The organism is Elusimicrobiota bacterium (assembly GCA_016721625.1).
GTDB lineage: Bacteria > Elusimicrobiota > Elusimicrobia > FEN-1173 > FEN-1173 > JADKHR01.
This window is the reverse complement of record JADKHR010000001.1, coordinates 2,084,596-2,100,573: the sequence shown is the minus strand read 5'-3', so window position 1 is coordinate 2,100,573 and position 15,978 is coordinate 2,084,596. Positions and strand designations below refer to the sequence as shown.

At 65.0% G+C, this 15,978-nt stretch carries 16 protein-coding genes; 1 reads left to right on the top strand and 15 read right to left on the bottom strand.

What is annotated here, in order from left to right:
- From gcvT to IPP35_09140, 5 genes are read right to left on the bottom strand one after another with little or no spacing between them, the layout of a single operon-like run.
- Nucleotides 1-1,110 carry a glycine cleavage system aminomethyltransferase GcvT gene (gene gcvT / locus IPP35_09160; GenBank protein ID MBL0059259.1) on the bottom strand — a complete coding sequence of 370 codons (1,110 nt, stop codon included), beginning with the start codon at nt 1,108-1,110 and terminating at the stop codon, nt 1-3.
- Nucleotides 1,107-1,985 carry a lipoyl synthase gene (gene lipA / locus IPP35_09155; protein MBL0059258.1) on the bottom strand — a complete coding sequence of 293 codons (879 nt, stop codon included), beginning with the start codon at nt 1,983-1,985 and terminating at the stop codon, nt 1,107-1,109. Before lipA ends, gcvT begins: the two co-directional genes overlap by 4 nt.
- Entirely contained in the window at nt 1,982-3,331 is a 1,350-nt protein-coding gene (gene lpdA, locus IPP35_09150; GenBank protein MBL0059257.1) for a dihydrolipoyl dehydrogenase, read from the bottom strand. The genes lipA and lpdA overlap by 4 nt, the downstream gene beginning before the upstream one ends.
- 54 nt (nt 3,332-3,385) lie before the next feature.
- On the bottom strand, nt 3,386-5,251 hold the full coding sequence (gene glmS / locus IPP35_09145) for a glutamine--fructose-6-phosphate transaminase (isomerizing) (GenBank protein MBL0059256.1): 1,866 nt from the start codon (nt 5,249-5,251) through the stop codon (nt 3,386-3,388).
- Between the two features lie 5 nt (nt 5,252-5,256).
- Entirely contained in the window at nt 5,257-6,000 is a 744-nt protein-coding gene (locus IPP35_09140) for a pyridoxine 5'-phosphate synthase (GenBank protein MBL0059255.1), read from the bottom strand.
- A gap of 50 nt (nt 6,001-6,050) precedes the next feature.
- Here IPP35_09140 and IPP35_09135 point away from each other — a divergent pair, with 50 nt between their 5' ends.
- Nucleotides 6,051-7,502, top strand: coding sequence for a hypothetical protein (locus IPP35_09135; GenBank protein MBL0059254.1), 1,452 nt, complete (start codon nt 6,051-6,053; stop codon nt 7,500-7,502).
- On the opposite strand, the gene glmM is transcribed toward IPP35_09135, so the two are convergent.
- The 10 genes from glmM to IPP35_09085 form a co-directional block, all read right to left on the bottom strand.
- On the bottom strand, nt 7,499-8,839 hold the full coding sequence (gene glmM, locus IPP35_09130; protein MBL0059253.1) for a phosphoglucosamine mutase: 1,341 nt from the start codon (nt 8,837-8,839) through the stop codon (nt 7,499-7,501). The genes IPP35_09135 and glmM overlap by 4 nt on opposite strands.
- Before the next feature lie 172 nt (nt 8,840-9,011).
- Nucleotides 9,012-9,149 (bottom strand): hypothetical protein, encoded by a 138-nt coding sequence (locus IPP35_09125; protein ID MBL0059252.1) that lies wholly within the window; start codon nt 9,147-9,149, stop codon nt 9,012-9,014.
- Nucleotides 9,146-9,955 carry a TIGR00159 family protein gene (locus IPP35_09120; GenBank protein ID MBL0059251.1) on the bottom strand — a complete coding sequence of 270 codons (810 nt, stop codon included), beginning with the start codon at nt 9,953-9,955 and terminating at the stop codon, nt 9,146-9,148. The genes IPP35_09125 and IPP35_09120 overlap by 4 nt, the downstream gene beginning before the upstream one ends.
- 75 nt (nt 9,956-10,030) lie before the next feature.
- Entirely contained in the window at nt 10,031-10,870 is an 840-nt protein-coding gene (locus IPP35_09115) for a pantoate--beta-alanine ligase (GenBank protein ID MBL0059250.1), read from the bottom strand.
- Nucleotides 10,867-11,754: an alpha/beta fold hydrolase gene (locus IPP35_09110; protein MBL0059249.1), complete on the bottom strand. Its 888-nt coding sequence runs from the start codon at nt 11,752-11,754 to the stop codon at nt 10,867-10,869. Before IPP35_09110 ends, IPP35_09115 begins: the two co-directional genes overlap by 4 nt.
- Nucleotides 11,755-11,773: 19 nt before the next feature.
- Nucleotides 11,774-12,598, bottom strand: a complete 825-nt coding sequence (panB, locus tag IPP35_09105; protein ID MBL0059248.1) for a 3-methyl-2-oxobutanoate hydroxymethyltransferase — start codon at nt 12,596-12,598, stop codon at nt 11,774-11,776.
- Nucleotides 12,595-13,095 carry a 2-amino-4-hydroxy-6-hydroxymethyldihydropteridine diphosphokinase gene (folK, locus tag IPP35_09100; GenBank protein MBL0059247.1) on the bottom strand — a complete coding sequence of 167 codons (501 nt, stop codon included), beginning with the start codon at nt 13,093-13,095 and terminating at the stop codon, nt 12,595-12,597. Before folK ends, panB begins: the two co-directional genes overlap by 4 nt.
- Nucleotides 13,085-13,843, bottom strand: a complete 759-nt coding sequence (locus IPP35_09095; GenBank protein ID MBL0059246.1) for an RNA methyltransferase — start codon at nt 13,841-13,843, stop codon at nt 13,085-13,087. The genes folK and IPP35_09095 overlap by 11 nt, the downstream gene beginning before the upstream one ends.
- Nucleotides 13,840-14,715, bottom strand: a complete 876-nt coding sequence (locus IPP35_09090; GenBank protein ID MBL0059245.1) for an EamA family transporter — start codon at nt 14,713-14,715, stop codon at nt 13,840-13,842. The genes IPP35_09095 and IPP35_09090 overlap by 4 nt, the downstream gene beginning before the upstream one ends.
- Before the next feature lie 22 nt (nt 14,716-14,737).
- Complete coding sequence (locus IPP35_09085) at nt 14,738-15,916, bottom strand: LL-diaminopimelate aminotransferase (GenBank protein ID MBL0059244.1); 1,179 nt, start codon at nt 15,914-15,916, stop codon at nt 14,738-14,740.
- Between the last annotated feature and the right edge of the window lie 62 nt (nt 15,917-15,978).

The window sequence follows — 15,978 nt, the reverse complement described above, 5'->3', positions numbered from 1 at the left end:
TCAAACCTCTCTGGTGCGTCGGTAGAAGGGAAGCGCGGCCATTTCCGCCGGGACCGCCCGCCCGTGAATCTGAATCGATAGACCGCCCGCGGAAGCGGCGGTCTTTAGCATCCGCGCATTGTCCACGTAGCCCATGCCGATCCCCACCCCCAGGGAAGGGGAGAAGGTCCCGCTCGTCACCGTCCCCACCGGCGCGCCGGAACATTGGATTTCAAACTTTTCCCGAGGGACGCCCCGGTCCGACAACCGGAACCCGATCAAGCGGCGGCGGGACCCCATTTCTTTTTCTTTCAAGAGGGCGTCGCGGCCGATAAAAAACGGTTTTGATAACTTCACGGCCCATCCGAGCCCGGCTTCCAGAGCGGAATGGTCCTCATCCAGCTCGTGGCCGTAAAGCCGGTAGCCCATTTCCAGCCGCAGGGTATCCCGGGCGCCCAAACCGCAGTTGACGAGCCCGACGGATTTCCCTTCCTTCATTAAATACTCGTAGACGGGGAACACGTGGCCCGCCGGGCCGAACAGCTCGAACCCGTCTTCCCCCGTGTAACCGGTCCGCGCCACCACGAGCTCCATGTCCAACAGCGGAAGTTCGGCCACCCCGTTTTTTTCGAGCCGAACGGCCTCTTTGGAGAGCCCGGCGACGAGGCCCGCCGCGGCGGGGCCTTGCACGGCGAGGGCCGCCGCTTGGGGCTGTTCGGAAAGATCCGTGCCGGGTTCCAACCGGTCCCGCATCCAGACCGTGTCCACCTCGGCCCTGGAAGCGTTCACGATCACCAAATACCGATCCGGTTGAAAGCAATAAACGTAAAGATCGTCCACCACCCCGCCGTCGTCCCGGCAAAGGAGCGCGTAGAGGCCCCGACCGGCGGGGAGGGCCGCCACGTCGTTGGTCACGAGTTTCTGCAAACTCGCCTGGGCGCCGGGCCCGGTCACCCAAAGCTGGCCCATGTGGGAAATGTCGAAAACACCGGCCCGCTCCCGCACGGCCCGGTGTTCGGCCATGACGCTTTCGAATTGGACCGGCATCTCCCAACCCGCGAACTCCACGAGCCGGGCGCCGTTTTTTTTGTGAAGGAAGTGAAAGGGCGTTCGTTGGAGGGTCGCGGTCATGGGAGCGCCATTTCGTCGGCGTGATAGGAACTTCGGACCCGGGGGCCCGCCATCACGCGTTCAAAAAAAGTCAGGGCTGTTTTTCGCAAAGACACGAACTCCTCCGGTGTGTAAAACCGCTCCACGGGCCAATGGGCCGGACTGGGCGGAAGATACTGCCCCACGGTGAGAGATCTTACGCCCGCCCGCGCCAAATCCTGAAACGTCTCCCGCACTTCATCGGCGGTTTCCCCCAACCCCACCATGAGCCCCGACTTCACCGCCAACCCGGCCCGCACAGCCAGGGAAAGGACGGACAAAGAACGCTCGTAGGTGGCGCGGGCCCGAACGGCGGGGGTGAGGCGACGGACCGTCTCGATGTTGTGGTTGAAGATGTCGGGGCGCGCGTTGAAAACAAAATCTAGCAAATCCGACCGCCCCTGGAAATCGGGAACCAAGAGCTCGACGGTGACCGTCGGCGCCCCCGCCCGGAGCGCCCGGACGCAGGCCGCGAAGGACCCCGCCCCCTGATCCTCCAAATCGTCCCGGGCCGGGGAGGTGATCACCACATGCCGAAGGTTCAGCCGACGCACAGCCTCCAGGATTTTTGCGGGCTCCTCGGGGTCCACCGGACCCGGCCGGCCCGTGGCCTCGGCGCAAAAGGCGCAACGGCGCGTGCAGGTGGACCCCAAAATCTGAAACGCCAGCGTCCCCCGGGCCCAGCAGTCCGTGCGGTTGGGGCACAATGCTTCCTCACAGACCGTCGGCAGGCCCGCCCCGGCCAACACCGAGCGCACACCGAAGAGCGCCCGGCCTTTGGGCACCGCGCCTTTCATGAAGGCGGGAAGCCGCGGCCGCCACACCGCCCCTCCCCGAACCATCCCGGAACCGCTCATCGCGCGAGGGCCTCCCGAACCCCTTCGGCCAGGGTGGGGTGGGCGAAGATTACGCCGTGAAGATCCTTCACCGTCATCGAGGCTTTCAGCGCGACGGAAAAAATGTGGATGAGTTCCGTGGCGTGGGGACCGATGATTTGGGCCCCTAAGAGGCGTCCGGTTTTTTTTTCCGAAAGGATTTGGATGAGGCCCTCCGTGTCTTCATCCGCCAGGGCCTTGGCGGATCCCTGGAAGAAGAAACGTTGGGCCTTGAGGTCCAGTCCCTTGGCCTGGGCCGAATGGCTCCATTCCCCGACGCTTGCCACTTCGGGCCAGGTGTACAGACAGCGGGGAACCAGGGCGGGATCGTAGGAACCGCCCTCCCCAAAAACGTGCCCCACCGCGGCGGCGCCCTGGGCCCCGGCGGCATGGGCCAGAAGGGAAAGGCCGTTGACGTCCCCCACCGCGTACAGGCGGGGTTGGGAGGTTTGCAGGAATTCGTTCACCGCGATGCGGCCGCCTTCGACGGCCACCCCGGCGGCCTCCAGCCCCAACCCTTCCAAACCGGGCCGGCGCCCCACGCAAACCAAAACCTGTTCAGCCGAAAGGGTCTCGCCGCCGGACAGCGTCAAACGCCAGCCATCCGGAGCTTTCTCAGCGGTGGCCACGGTTCGTTCCGTCAGGACGGCCATCCCCCGCTTTTCGAAACTTTGCCGGAGGAGCCGGGCCACCGACGCTTCTTCGCCGGGAAGGATTTGGGCCATTTTCTCCACCACGGTCACCCGGGTCCCCAACTCCTGAAACAGGCAGGCGAACTCCAGCCCCACGGCCCCGCCCCCCACAACGACGAGGCTTTGGGGAACCCGGGGCAGGCTCAAAACCCGGTCGCTGTCCAGGATCTGGTCGGTGAGGCGATCGAAGGGCGGCGGAAAAAATGGCCGGGACCCCGTGGCGATGACGGCGGCGTCGAAGGAAAGTTCCCTGGACCCCTCCGGCCCCGTCACGACCAGGGACCGCTCGTTCTGGAACCGCGCGTCGCCGCGCACCACCCGGACCTTCAACTGGGCCAGACGCTGTTCCAAGGAGCTTCGGAGGTTCCCCACGATGGAGCGTTTCTTTTCCTGAAGTTTTTCCCAGGACAGGGAAACGGAAGAGACGCCGTCCAAAGAACTCGACGCCCGGAGGCGGTGGAACAGTCGCCCCCCCTCCAGCAACACCTTGGAGGGGATGCACCCCCAGTTGAGGCAGAGCCCCCCCAGGTTTGCCCGTTCCACCAAAACCACCTCCGCCCCCAAAGCCGCCGCCCGTTTAGCCGCCGCCTCTCCGCCGGGGCCGCCGCCGATGACCACGATGGATTTAGAAGGCATGAAAACGGTCCTTGGAAAGAAAAGTGAAGGGTTTCAAAAAATGAGCCGACGGGCTCATTCGACGGTGACGGATTTGGCCAGGTTCCGGGGTTGGTCCACGTCGCAACCGCGGAGCACGGCGATGTGGTAGGCCAGCAACTGAAGCGGCACCACGTTGACGGCCGGCGACATGGACTCGGGGATGTCCGGAAGCCAAACGATGTCCGAGGTCAGGGCGGCCACGCGGGCGTCGCCCTCGGTGGCCAAGGCGATGATGCGCCCGCCCCGGGCGGCGACTTCTTCCAGATTCGTCATGACTTTGTCGTAGACCCGGCCCTGGGTGGCGATGGCCACGACGGGCATGTCCTCGTCGATCAAAGCGATGGGGCCGTGCTTCAGTTCTCCCGAAGGATACCCTTCGGCGTGGATGTAAGAAATTTCCTTAAGTTTCAAGGCCCCTTCCATGGCAATGGGATAATTGAGGTTTCGGCCCAGGTAGAGGAAATTTCGGGCGTGGAAAAATTTCTTGGCCAGGGCTTTCACGACCGGTTCGGTTTTGACGGCTTCCCCCACCCAATGCGGGAGATGAAGCAGGTTCTGCATGATCTTTTCCACGTCCACGCGAGGGAGAGACCCGCGGATCAACGCGCCGTAAAGCGCTAAAACATAAAGCACGGCCAGTTGCGCCGTAAACGCTTTCGTGGACGCCACCCCGATTTCGGGACCGCAGTGGGTGAGGATCTTGCCCTGGCATTCCCGGTAGAGGGTGGAGCCCACGGCGTTGCAAATGGCCAGGGTGCTCGCCCCCTTCTCCTTGGCGTGGCGCACGGCGGCAATCGTGTCCGCGGTTTCGCCGGATTGGGAAATGGCGACCAACAGGTCTCCGGGACCCACCAGCGGGTCTCGGTAACGGTATTCCGAGGCAATTTCCACATCGCAGGGAGCCTGGACCCATTTCTCGAACAGGTATCGCGCCAGGAGTCCCGCGTGGTAGGACGTCCCGCAAGCCACGATCGTCATTTTCCGGAAACCGCGGATTTGGTCTTCGGACAATTTGAGGGTGTCCAAGTGGACCTTGACTTCGTCCAAATTCAAGCGGCCCCGAAGGGTGTCTTCCAGGGCGCGGGATTGCTCGTGGATTTCCTTCAGCATGAAATGGCGGTAGCCCGATTTCTCCGCCTGGAGCGCGTCCCAGGGGAGATGGGTGGTGGGCCGTTCCACGGGGCGGCCGGTGTCGATGCTGAAGAGTTGGACGCCCTCCCGGGTCAGGAGGGCCAGGTCGCCGTCCTGGAGGAAGATGGCGTTCCGGGTGCGGGAAAGGATCGCGGGAGCGTCGGAGGCGAGGAAGAACTCTTTTTCCCCCACCCCCACCAGGAGGGGGCATTCCCGGCGCGCGCCGATCACGACGTCCGGGCAATCCGCCGAGACGATGCCCAGCGCGTAGGTGCCTTTGAGTTCCGACAGGGCCTCGCGGACCGCCTCGAGAAAATCCGCGGGAGAAAGGGCGGTGGACGATCGTTTTCGGCGGACGATGGCCTCTCCCACGAGATGGGCCACGACCTCGGTGTCGGTCTGGGATACAAATTTAACGCCCCGCGCCTGGAGGCCGGCCTTCAAGGACATGTAGTTTTCGATGATGCCGTTGTGGACCACCACCACGCGGCCCGTGACGTCCCGGTGCGGATGGGCGTTCTCTTCGGACGGGCGTCCGTGGGTGGCCCAACGGGTGTGTCCCACCCCGGAGTGGCCGGCGAGCGGGGATTTCTTGAGGAGTTTTTCCAGGTTGACCAATTTGCCGACGCTCCGGCGAATGTCCATGGCAGACCCGTTTAAGACCACCATCCCCGCGGAATCGTACCCGCGGTATTCCAGGCGGCGCAAACCGTCCAAAAGAACGTCCGCCGCCTCCTCCGGTCCGATGTAGCCGACAATTCCACACATAGGGACTACCTCCCCGCCGCGCTCGTCAGAAGAACTTTCATTTCGCGCACGGCCGACTCGAGCCCCACGAAAAGGGCCCGGGCGATCAAAGAAAAACCGATGTTCAGTTCGTTCATGCCATCCACCTGGGAGATGGGGCCGACGTTCTCATAATCCAACCCATGCCCGGCGTTCACCACGAGCCCAAGCCGCTGGGCCAAGAATCCGGCCTCCTGAACCTTCTTCAATTCCGAGGTCCGGGCCGCGCCCGAGGCCCCGGCGTAGGCGCCCGTGTGAAGCTCGATCAAGGTCGCCCCCGCGTCTTTGGCCGCCGCCACCTGTTCCGGATCCGGGTTGATGAACAGGCTCACGGCGATCCCCCTGGCGGAAATCTTTCGGCAAGCTTCGCGCACCCGCGCCAGTTGGCCCGCCACGTTCAAACCACCCTCGGTGGTCAACTCCTGTCTTCGTTCCGGGACGAGACAGACGCTGGAGGGGCGGATGACCCGCGCAATGCGGATCATCTCATCGGTGGCCGCCATCTCGAGATTCAAACGAAGACCGTCCACCTTCCCCAACCGCGACACATCGATGTCCTGAATGTGGCGTCGATCTTCCCGGAGATGCACCGTGATGGAATCGGCCCCGCCGGCCAACGCCGCGCGCGCCGCCGCCACCACGTCGGGCCTCTCCGCCCGGCGAGCTTGCCGGACCGTTGCGATATGGTCGATGTTGACGCCGAGGAGGGGCACAGGGTTCGCCGAGGTGATTCTGCTTCAATTATTTCATATCGCGCGCTATTTCGCTATGATGCCAGCCGATGAGGATTTCCCGAGTTTTTATTCCGACGGTTGTGGCGGCGGCCACCGCCGCGGTGTGGGCGGCGTGCCCCCAGGGCTTTTTGGGCCGGGAGCACGACGATGCCCTGTACGTCCTGGCCGCCCAATCCGTGGCCGAAGGCCACTACCGCTGGTGGTTTCTGCCGGGCCGTCCCTCCATCCTCCAAACGACCCCGGGTTGGCCCGCCCTCCTGGCCCCCGTGGCGGCCGTGGGTCCCGACGCCTTTTGGGCCTACCAACAGGCGGCCGCGCTTTTCCTCGCCGCATGCGTGCCGCTTCTCTGGTGGTGGCTCCGCCGGCGTTGGCCGGAACCCGTGGCTTTGGCGCTCACTCTGCTGTTCGCCCTCAACCCCCTCGTCCTGTCCCGGAGCGGCGTCGTCATGCCGGAAGGTCCGTTCCTCTGCGCCGCGCTTTTGGTGCTGTTATCGTTCGACCGGTCCGGGATCCTTCTGGGCGGCGGCCTTTTGGCCGCCTATCTGATCCGGCCCGCGGCCACCCCCTTGTGGGTCGCCCTCTGGATCGCTCTCGCGGTTCGCAAACGGTGGCGGGATCTGGCTTGGGCCTCGGCGATTCCCCTGGGGGGTTTCGCCCTCTGGTGGCTGTGGAGCCGAGCGGGAGGCGGGGTTCAGGAAACCAACGAACTGCGAACGCTCTACGCCGGCGCCACCCCGGCCATGATCTGGACCAACGCGCTCACCAACCTCCGCACCTTCCTCCAGACCCTGGGTCAGACCCTTTTACCGCTTCCCTGGGCCCGAACCGACTGGGCCCTGGCCTCCGGACTCGCCCTGGCCGGAGCGGCGGTCGCAGGAACCATGGCCGCGCTCCGACGCCGTCCGTGGCAAGCGGCGGATCTCTTCCTCGCCTTCAGCCTGGGCATGCACCTGCTCTGGCCCTGGTGGTACGATCGGTATGGGGTCCCCCTTCTTCCTTTCGTTTGGGCGGCGGCCCTGCAGTCCGTTCCCCTCCCATGGATAGAACGCCAACCTAAAACCATCGCGGCGGTCTTGATGGTCCCGGCTCTGACGGCGTTCTTGGGCCAGGGCCTTTTTCTTTTCAGGGCGGACTCTGGGAACCTGCCGACGGAGTTGGCGACGACCTATTCCTGGATTCAAACCCACACGGGTCCGGGCGACCGATTTGCCGGCGCCTTTTACGGGACGGACCTCCTCCACACGGGGCGATTGTTCCAGCCTCTGCCGGTTGAAACCGACGCCGCCGCCTTCACCCGGGAACTGGACCGACGGGGGATCCGTTACGTGCTTTGGAAAAAGCGCTTGGACCTTGGCTTCACCCGGGAGGGGAACCCCACGATGCGGGCCTTGAGGGAAACGGAAGGATGGTTGAAAGACCCCGCCTTCTTCCGGCGGCGCACCGTCACGCCCTCCGGCGAGATCGCGCTCTATGAACGGGTGCGGGGAGTCGGGAACTAAACGGACGCGGCGCGGACCAGACGGGCCAGCTCGTCGGCATGGGACTGGATGACGGCGCGGTCGGGGCCTTCGATCATGATGCGGAGCAGGGGTTCGGTTCCGGAATAGCGAACCAGGGTTCGGCCGGTGTCGCCCAGGGCGGCGTTCACCTGGGCCAGCGTTCGGGCGAAACCTGGGATCGCCTCCAACGGGCGCCTTTCCCGCACGGGAACGTTCACCAGCACCTGGGGATAATGGACAGCCAAGGACGTCAGAGCGGAAAAATTCCGTCCCGTCTCCACCAAGAGCGCCGCCACTTGAAGAGCGGTTAAAATACCGTCCCCCGTCGGGAGGAAATCCCGAAAGATCACGTGCCCCGACGGTTCCCCGCCCAGCCGCGCGCCGGTTTTCCGCATACCCTGCCACACATACCGGTCTCCCACGGCCGTGACTTCCGTCCGGAGGCCCAGCGCCTCCAAGGCGCGCAGAAGACCCAGGTTGCTCATGACCGTGACGACCACGGTTCCATCCCTCAACCGTCCCCGGGCCCGCCACTGTCGTGCGGCGGCCAAGAGGACCGCGTCCCCGTCCCGGGGATGACCCGCCTCGTCCACGAAGATCGCGCGGTCGCCGTCCCCATCGAACGCCACGCCCAGCCGGGCGCCCGTGCGGCGAACGGCGCGGGCGAGCGCCTCGGGGTGAAGGGCGCCGCAATGAAGGTTGATGTTCCGCCCCGTGGGCGACGCCGAAAGGACCGTGACCCGAGCGCCCAATCGGCGGAAGAGCCGAGGAGCCACGTCGCTGGTGGCGCCGTGGGCGCAATCGAGCACGATCGGAACGCCGCGCAGGGACGCTCCGGCGGGCCAACCCCGGAGGAGAAACTGAAGGTAGCTTTCCCGCGCGCCCGGACACGGTTTCACGCGCGCCCGGGGGACGGGCATCGAATCGTTGGAGAGCGCCCGCTGTTCGATGGCCTCTTCCCACCGGTCGTCCAGTTTCAAACCGCCGGGGCCGAAGAGCTTGACGCCGTTGTGCGCCGCGGGATTGTGTGAGGCCGAAAGAACCGCGCCCGCGGCCGCGGGCAAGGTGGGCAAGAGGGCGGCGACGGCGGGGGTCGGCAAAACGCCGCCGTCCAAAACACGAAAACCCGCCGCGCCCAAACCTTCCGCCAAAGCGCGAACCAAAACCGGCCCCGAGGCGCGGGTGTCGCGGACGACAAAAAGGGCCCGCGGACGTCGCGGCTCCCGTTCCGCCAGGACAGTCCCCGTCGCCCAGCCGAGACGACGGACAAACGCCGGGGTCAACGGCCATCGGCCCGCCACCCCGCGCACGCCGTCCGTTCCGAAAAGTTTTCGCACGTTATTTCGTTCCTCGCGTTCCCTTGGATCTCATCGATGTCCTCCTCCTGGCGCGATCGTTGCTTATTCGGTTCGGCCGCACACGGGGACCTCCAGGTTTGAAAGCCACCCCTCCCTCGCCCTCCCCTTATCCAGGGGAGGGATCCTACGGCTGAAACGACTCATTCCTTTCTCAGCGAGGCTCCTCCGCGCCGGCGGGCCACGGGGCCGGCGGCGGAACGCTCGGGCTTAGGCGCAAGGCCAGCCACAGAAAAAGAGAAAGAAGGACGGCCATCAGCTTCAGTTCCCAGTTCCGTTTCCAACGAATCATAGGTCCGGCTCCCGGGACCGCCGACGGAGGAGACCCTTCTCCCCCAGGGACCGATAGAAGTCCCGCAGGCGTTCCGCCAGATCCTCGAGTTTCAGGTCCCGCTCAATCTTCCCGTTCCGCACCATGGACACCGTCCCCGTTTCTTCGCTTAAGACCAGAACGATGGCGTCGGAAATTTCGCTCACCCCCAAGGCCGCCCGGTGGCGGGTGCCCATGATTCTCGCCAACTCCGGATCGTTGGACAGGGGCAAAACGCATCCCGCCGACACCAGGCGGTCCTCCCGCAAAATCGCCGCGCCGTCGTGCAAAAGCGTGTGGGGATAAAAAATCGTCAACAACAGATCGCGGGTGACCTCGCCGTTGATGATCGTTCCGGTGCTGATGAAATTGCGGAGGCCCGTTTCCTGCTCCAAAACGATCAGCATTCCCACGCGGCCGGCCGCGCCTTCCCGCAAGGCGTCGATGATCTCATCGATAAAACGGAGTTCCTGGGGGATGAGCACCCGGCCGAGCCGCCGGCTTCCCAGTTGCGCGAGGAGCGCGCGCAGTTCCGGCTGAAAGACCACCGCCAGCACCACGGCCCACGCCATCCAGAAGGTTCGGAGCAACCACCCGAGCGTCGGAAGTCCAAGCACGTGCTCCACCAGAAACGTCCCCAGAGCGAGGATCACGAGACCCCGAAGCACCTGAACGGCCCGCGTTCCTTGAATGAGGAGCAGGACGCGGTAAATAAGGAAGGCGACGAGCGCGATGTCCACCAGGTGGACAAAGGAGCCCTGCCATAAACGGGAGAGGAGAGGCATCATAGGAAAGTGAAATGCCGACAGACGAAACAGGGAAACGATCCCCCGGACGGACGGCGGGCCTCCTCGGACATTTTCTTACATCACTCGTTCGTTGTCGATCAGCCGCGTGGGGCCCACGAACACCGCGGCGGCGACCAGGGCGGGACCCCCGGCGCGGGAAAGAGGCGCCAGGGTTTCCGGGTCGACGATGTCCAGATACTGGATTTTGGCCCCCGGGATTTTCCGCACCACGTCCCGGGCCGCCCGCCGTGCCTCGGAAAGATTCCGTCGGGATTTTAACACTTGACCGGCCACCCGTAAAGCGCGGCGCAGGAGCGGGGCCGCGGCCCGATCACCGGGAGAGAGGAAGGCGTTCCGGCTGGAGAGGGCGAGACCCGAAGGCTCGCGAACCGTCGGACAGGGGACCACCTGAACCGGGACGTCCAGGTCCCGCACCATCTTTTGGATGACCCGACATTGTTGAAAATCTTTTTCCCCGAAATAGGCCCGGGCGGGTTGGACCAGGTTCATCAGTTTGAGCACCACCGTGGCCACCCCCCGAAAGTGGCCCGGGCGGAAGGCGCCGCAGAGGGGGGCGGAAAGTTTATCCGAGGTCACCCAGGTGTCGAAGCCGGCGGGGTAAAGTTCGTCGGCCGACGGGGCGAAGATCGCCGCCGCGCCTTCCCGCCGGCAGAGAGCGGCGTCCCGATGGAACGGGCGGGGGTAACGGGTAAAATCCTCCCGGGGGCCGAACTGGGTCGGATTCACGAAAATGGAAACGACCACCACGTCGTTTTCCCCATGGGCCCGGCGGATCAAGGAGGCGTGCCCCTCATGCAGGGCGCCCATGGTGGGGACCAAACCCACGGACCGGTCCGCCCGGCGCCACGACCGCACGGTGGCCCGCAGGGCCCCAAGATCGCGCAGAATTTTCATGAACGGGGCCCGAACACGCCGTCAAAAAAAGCGAGCACTCGATCCTGGTAATCCCGACCCCCCACCTCCGCCACCTCCCCGTGATCCGCGCCCGGGACCGTCCAGATCGTCCGGGGCTCCCCTGCCGCCTGAAAAAGACGTCGGCCTTCTTCCGGCGGGGTTCGGCCGTCTTCCTCCCCTTGGAGAAGGAACAGGGGCCGGGGAGCCAACCGCCCGACGGCGAGGATGGGCGCGTATTCGTTGGGGTCGAACCCGAGACGCCGACGGACAAACCACAGGGTGAGCCGGGAAAGGAGAGGAGGGGTGTGGTAGAAAATTCGACCAAATCGCGTGACGGCGCCGTTAAAATCGCTGTAAGGACTTTCGGCCGCGACCGCCGCAACCCCGGCGTCCTGGGCGGCCACCCAGAGACAAACCGCCGCGCCCATGGACATCCCGTAGAATCCGACGCGCGCCGCCTCCGCCGGGTGGGCGGCCCGCAGGTGCGCGAGCGCGGCCCGCAGGTCCCCCGCCTCGTAACGGGAAAGGGACGAACGTCCCGCCCCGCTTTCCCCGTGGTTTCTGAAATCGAAGAAAAACAAGTGGTACCCGCCCCGGCCCGACAAGAAATGGGTCCGCTCCAGAACGTCGGAGCGGTTCGCTCCCCACCCGTGACAGACGACCAGGGTCGTGTCGGTGGGCTTGGAACTCGGCACGAACCAGGCGCGCAAGGGGACGCCGTCTTCGGAGGAAAATGATTCCTCCCGATAGGGAAGGCCGAAGGTTCGGGGCGTCGCGGTGAGCGGATCTCGCTCGCCGTGCAGGACAAGACCCGAGGTGTACCACCCCCAGAACAAGATCGCCCCGACGACAAGAAACGGGAGAACGAACAGGATATCCCTCATGGGTGGAGGGAACCGGGCATCAGTGGTAGGTCTGCCCGGCGCCGGGGAACCGGGAGGAGCGAACGTCCGCCCCATAGCGCCGGACAGCGGAGAGAGCTTCGGCCCAGAGGGCGGCATAGGGTTTAACGAAGCGGGGCGCCGGGGCGTCCGAAAAACCCAGGAGGTCGTCCAAAACCAAAATCTGTCCGTCGGTTCCAACCCCGGCTCCGATCCCGATCGTCGGGATCTTGAGCGCGCGGGTGACCCGTCGGGCGAGGGCCTCGGGCACGGCTTCCAGCACCAAGGCGACCACCCCGGCGGACTCCAACCGTCGGGCTTCCCGCACCAAAACCGCCGCCTCCCGGCGGACGCGGCCCTGTACCCGATAGCCCCCCAATCGGTGCACGGATTGCGGGGTCAATCCCAGATGGCCCACCACCGGAACGTTGGCGGCCACCAGCGCCCGGATCGACGGAAGGATGGCGCCCGCACCTTCGACTTTCACGGCTTCGGCGCCACCTTCTTTGATCAGGCGCCCCACCTGGCGCACGGCGTCCTTGGGATCGAACTCGTAGGAAAGGAAGGGCATATCGGCCACGAGAAACGCCCGGCTGTTTCCCCGCCGAACGGCGCGGGTGTGGTGGAGCATATCGTCCAGAGTCACGGGAAGAGTGTTCGAAAAACCGAGTTTGACGTTGCCGACGGAATCGCCCACCAAAATCACGTCCACGGCGGCCCGGTTCAAAAGGCGCGCCATGGGGGCGTCGTAGGCGGTGAGAGCGACGATTTTTTCTCCCTTCCGTTTCATTTCCCGGAGGGTACGAACCGTCACTTTTTCGGGGCGGGCGACTGGTTTTTTCGTCATCGGAGGGACCGTTCGTACAGTCTAATGCTTTGGTCCGAACCTGTCAATTTTTGACGGGTGTGCGCCAGGGAACGCCCATCGGTCGGGTCTTTGAACCGCGCCGCGATGTCGGTCAGGGGCCAAACGACGAATTTACGTTCTTTCCAACGGGGGTGGGGCAGTTGAAGCGCCGCGCAACAACGGCGTTGGCCGAAAAAAATCAAATCCAGGTCGATCTCCCGGGGCCCCCAGCGCTTTCGCCGGCGGCGCCCCAGGTTTTGTTCGATGGATTTCAAGTGACCCAACAGAGCCAACGGTTCGCCCCTGAAACGCAGTTCCACCGCCGCGTTCAAGAAATCCCGTTGACGGGGCCCGACCGGGGCCGTTTCATAGACGGGAGAAACCCGAATGACCCGAACCCCGGGAACCCGGCCCAAGGCCCGCACCGCCCGCCGGAGGAACACCAGCCGACGGCCCACGTTGGAGCCCAACCCCACGAACACCCGTTCAGCGGCCACGGGGAGAATCTCCGGCCAGACCCTGCAGGAGAAACCGGAAGAGTCCATGCATCAATTGGACGTCCTGGCGGTGGATCCGCCATCGCTGAAAGAGGCGGCGGACTTTCCGCTCCTGGGAGGATCGGGGCAGAAAGGGAAGGTAGTCGGCGGCTTCGAACAAATCCATGACCTGGCGCACCAGGCGATCGAGATCTCCGGTGGTGGCCAAGGAGGAGGGGCCGGGAAGCGGCCGGGGAGCCAAGCGATGGAGACTCCGGGCCCATTCGTAGGCGCAGAGGGCCACGGATTGGCCCATGTTCATGGAGGGACAGGCGGGGTCCGTGGGGATGGTCAACCAGAAATGGCACCGTTCCAGATAGGGAGTGGAGAGACCCGTTTTCTCCGGGCCGAAGAGGATCGCCGTTTGGAACGTTTCCCCTCTTTTCTTCCGCCAGGGGGAGGGGTCTTCCCGGGCCAAATAGTCCGCGAGATTCGGAAGGGACACCACGGGCCGCTCCAGCCGCCGCGCCCGGAGCGCCGTGGTGCCGACCACGAGATGGCAGTCGGCGATGGCTTCGTCGATGGAGGAGAAAGCCCGGGCTTCGCGCACCAACTGTTCCGCGCCCACCGCGGAGGTCGTCTCCCGCCAGACGGGGGCAAAGGGTTTGACGACCACGAGGTCGTTGAACCCGAAGTTCGCCATGGCGCGCGCCGCGGCGCCGATGTTCAGGGGGTTTCGGGGTCGGACGAGGACGAAGCGGAGGTTCATGGCACTGGAGAAAGAGGGACGGCCGGCCGCGCCGGGGGGACCGCCCGAAGGATCCACGCGCCCGCGGCCATGATGAATCCGATTCCCGCCAGAGAGACGGGATCCGGCAAGCGCCGCCAGAGGATCCAGTCGGCCACGCCGGCCACGGCCACGGCGAGATACATCAGAGCCCCCACGTCGCCCGGGGATGCGAGCCGATAGCCTTCCGTCATGATCAGTTGGGCCGCCGTGGCCACCGCGCCCAAAACCCCTAAAACGATCCACGTCCGACCGGACGGCGCGGTCCATACGCCCGCCAGCGGCGGAGCGGTGAGGGCCGTCGCGATGAGCCCGAAATAAAACACGATGCGGACGGGGGGTTCCGTTCGCGTCAACTGGCGGATACCGACCTGGGCCACGGCGGACAGGAAGCCCGACGCCAGGGCCACCAGAGCCACCGGCTGAAACACCCCCCAACCCGGTTTGAGCAGGAGGAGGACGCCCCCGAACCCCAGAGCCAACGCCACCCCGACGCGGCGAGAGAGGGGCTCTCCCAACCACCCGCGGGCCAGGAACGGCATGAAAAGCGGTGCGGTGTAAGCCAGAACATAGGCGTCCGCCAACCGCATCCGTCCAATGGAATAGAAGGAAAGGTACATGGAGGCCACGCCGGCCAGCGATCGGGCGAAATGGCCGCCGAAGTTTTGGGTGCGGAGCCCCCCCGAGCCCCGGAGGAACGGGAGCAGGGCCAGGAGACCCACCGCGTTCCGGAAGAACACGATCATGGCGCTGGGCAGATCCGCGGACAGGCTCTTGACCATGGCCCCCAGCAGACCGAAGAGAACCGCCGCCAAGGCGATCCGAACCGCCCCTCGGCGGGAAGAAGAGTTCACGACGATAAACGGGTTCGTTCCGTTAATGCGTCCACTTCATTCGACCGATCCGCTCCAGGGCGAGTTCCAGGCGCGCCGTGGGAACCGTGAGGGCGAACCGAACGTATCCTTCCCCGGAAGGGCCGAAACCGTTTCCGGGCGTGCACACGATGTGGGCCTCTTGAAGGAGACGCTCCGCCGTTTGGGCCGAGGTGAACCCCGCCGGGGTACGCGCCCACACGTAGAACGTGGCCGGCGGATTGGTCACCCGCCAACCCAAGGCGCGAAGTTTCGGCACGAACAGGTCGCGGCGTTCGCGATAAATCCGGCGCATCTCGGCCACGCCATCCTGGGGCCCGGTCAGCGCGGCGACGCCCGCCTCCTGAACCGCCTGGAACACCCCGGAGTCAAAGTTATCCTTCAGCCGGCCCAGCGTGCGGACGGCCTCGGCGTTTCCGCACACCCAGCCCACGCGCCACCCCGTCATGTTGTAGGTTTTGGAGCAGGAATGGAATTCAATCCCCACGTCCTTGGCCCCGGGGATTTCGAGGAAAGACAAGGGCGGCTCCTCGTAATACATTTCGGAATAGGCCGCGTCGTGGACCACCAGGAACCGGTGGTCCCGCGCCAGGCGAACGACGGATTCATAGAAGGTCCGGGGCGCCGTGACCGAAAGAGGGTTGGAGGGATAATTGAGATAAAACAGTTTCGCGGAAGCCAGGACCGATTTTGGAATCGCGGCCAGGTCGGGGAGAAATCCGTTCTCCTCCAACAGAGGGACGAAATGGGTTTCCCCCCCCGCCAAGAGGATGGACGCGTTATAGGCCGGGTAAGCCGGTTCGGGCACGATGGCCGTGTCGCCGGGGTTGAGGAAAGCCAGGGGCAAGTGCGTGAGCCCGTCCTTGGACCCGATCAACGCGTGGATTTCGGTGGCCGGGTCCAAGTCCACGTGGAAACGGGCTTTATACCACCGGGCCACGGCCTGGCGGAACCCTAGGAGGCCCGCGCCGAAGGGGTATTGGTGGTTGGCCGGGTTCGCCAGGGCGGCTTGGCCCGCCGCGACGATGTGGGGCGGGGTGGGCAGGTCCGGATCGCCGACCCCCAACGAAATGATGTCCGCACCTTTTTCCTGGGCGGCTTTCTTGGCCGCGTCGATGGCGGCGAACAAATAGGGCGGCAGTCGACCCAAACGGTCGGAAGGGGAAAGGTTCATGGAAGACACTCCTTCGGCGGAAAACGCCGGTCGATGCGGTTTCGAAAAACAAGAAAAACATGTTTCACAAG

What these genes read in the sequence shown, in the direction of transcription:
- IPP35_09095 (MBL0059246.1), bottom strand. Translation starts at nt 13,843, where the DNA reads ATGAACCTCCGCTTCGTCCTCGTCCGACCCCGAAACCCCCTGAACATC.
- lipA (MBL0059258.1), bottom strand. Translation starts at nt 1,985, where the DNA reads ATGAGCGGTTCCGGGATGGTTCGGGGAGGGGCGGTGTGGCGGCCGCGG.
- IPP35_09120 (MBL0059251.1), bottom strand. Translation starts at nt 9,955, where the DNA reads ATGATGCCTCTCCTCTCCCGTTTATGGCAGGGCTCCTTTGTCCACCTG.
- IPP35_09135 (MBL0059254.1), top strand. Translation starts at nt 6,051, where the DNA reads ATGAGGATTTCCCGAGTTTTTATTCCGACGGTTGTGGCGGCGGCCACC.
- panB (MBL0059248.1), bottom strand. Translation starts at nt 12,598, where the DNA reads ATGACGAAAAAACCAGTCGCCCGCCCCGAAAAAGTGACGGTTCGTACC.
- lpdA (MBL0059257.1), bottom strand. Translation starts at nt 3,331, where the DNA reads ATGCCTTCTAAATCCATCGTGGTCATCGGCGGCGGCCCCGGCGGAGAG.
- glmS (MBL0059256.1), bottom strand. Translation starts at nt 5,251, where the DNA reads ATGTGTGGAATTGTCGGCTACATCGGACCGGAGGAGGCGGCGGACGTT.
- IPP35_09110 (MBL0059249.1), bottom strand. Translation starts at nt 11,754, where the DNA reads ATGAGGGATATCCTGTTCGTTCTCCCGTTTCTTGTCGTCGGGGCGATC.
- IPP35_09115 (MBL0059250.1), bottom strand. Translation starts at nt 10,870, where the DNA reads ATGAAAATTCTGCGCGATCTTGGGGCCCTGCGGGCCACCGTGCGGTCG.
- IPP35_09125 (MBL0059252.1), bottom strand. Translation starts at nt 9,149, where the DNA reads ATGATTCGTTGGAAACGGAACTGGGAACTGAAGCTGATGGCCGTCCTT.
- gcvT (MBL0059259.1), bottom strand. Translation starts at nt 1,110, where the DNA reads ATGACCGCGACCCTCCAACGAACGCCCTTTCACTTCCTTCACAAAAAA.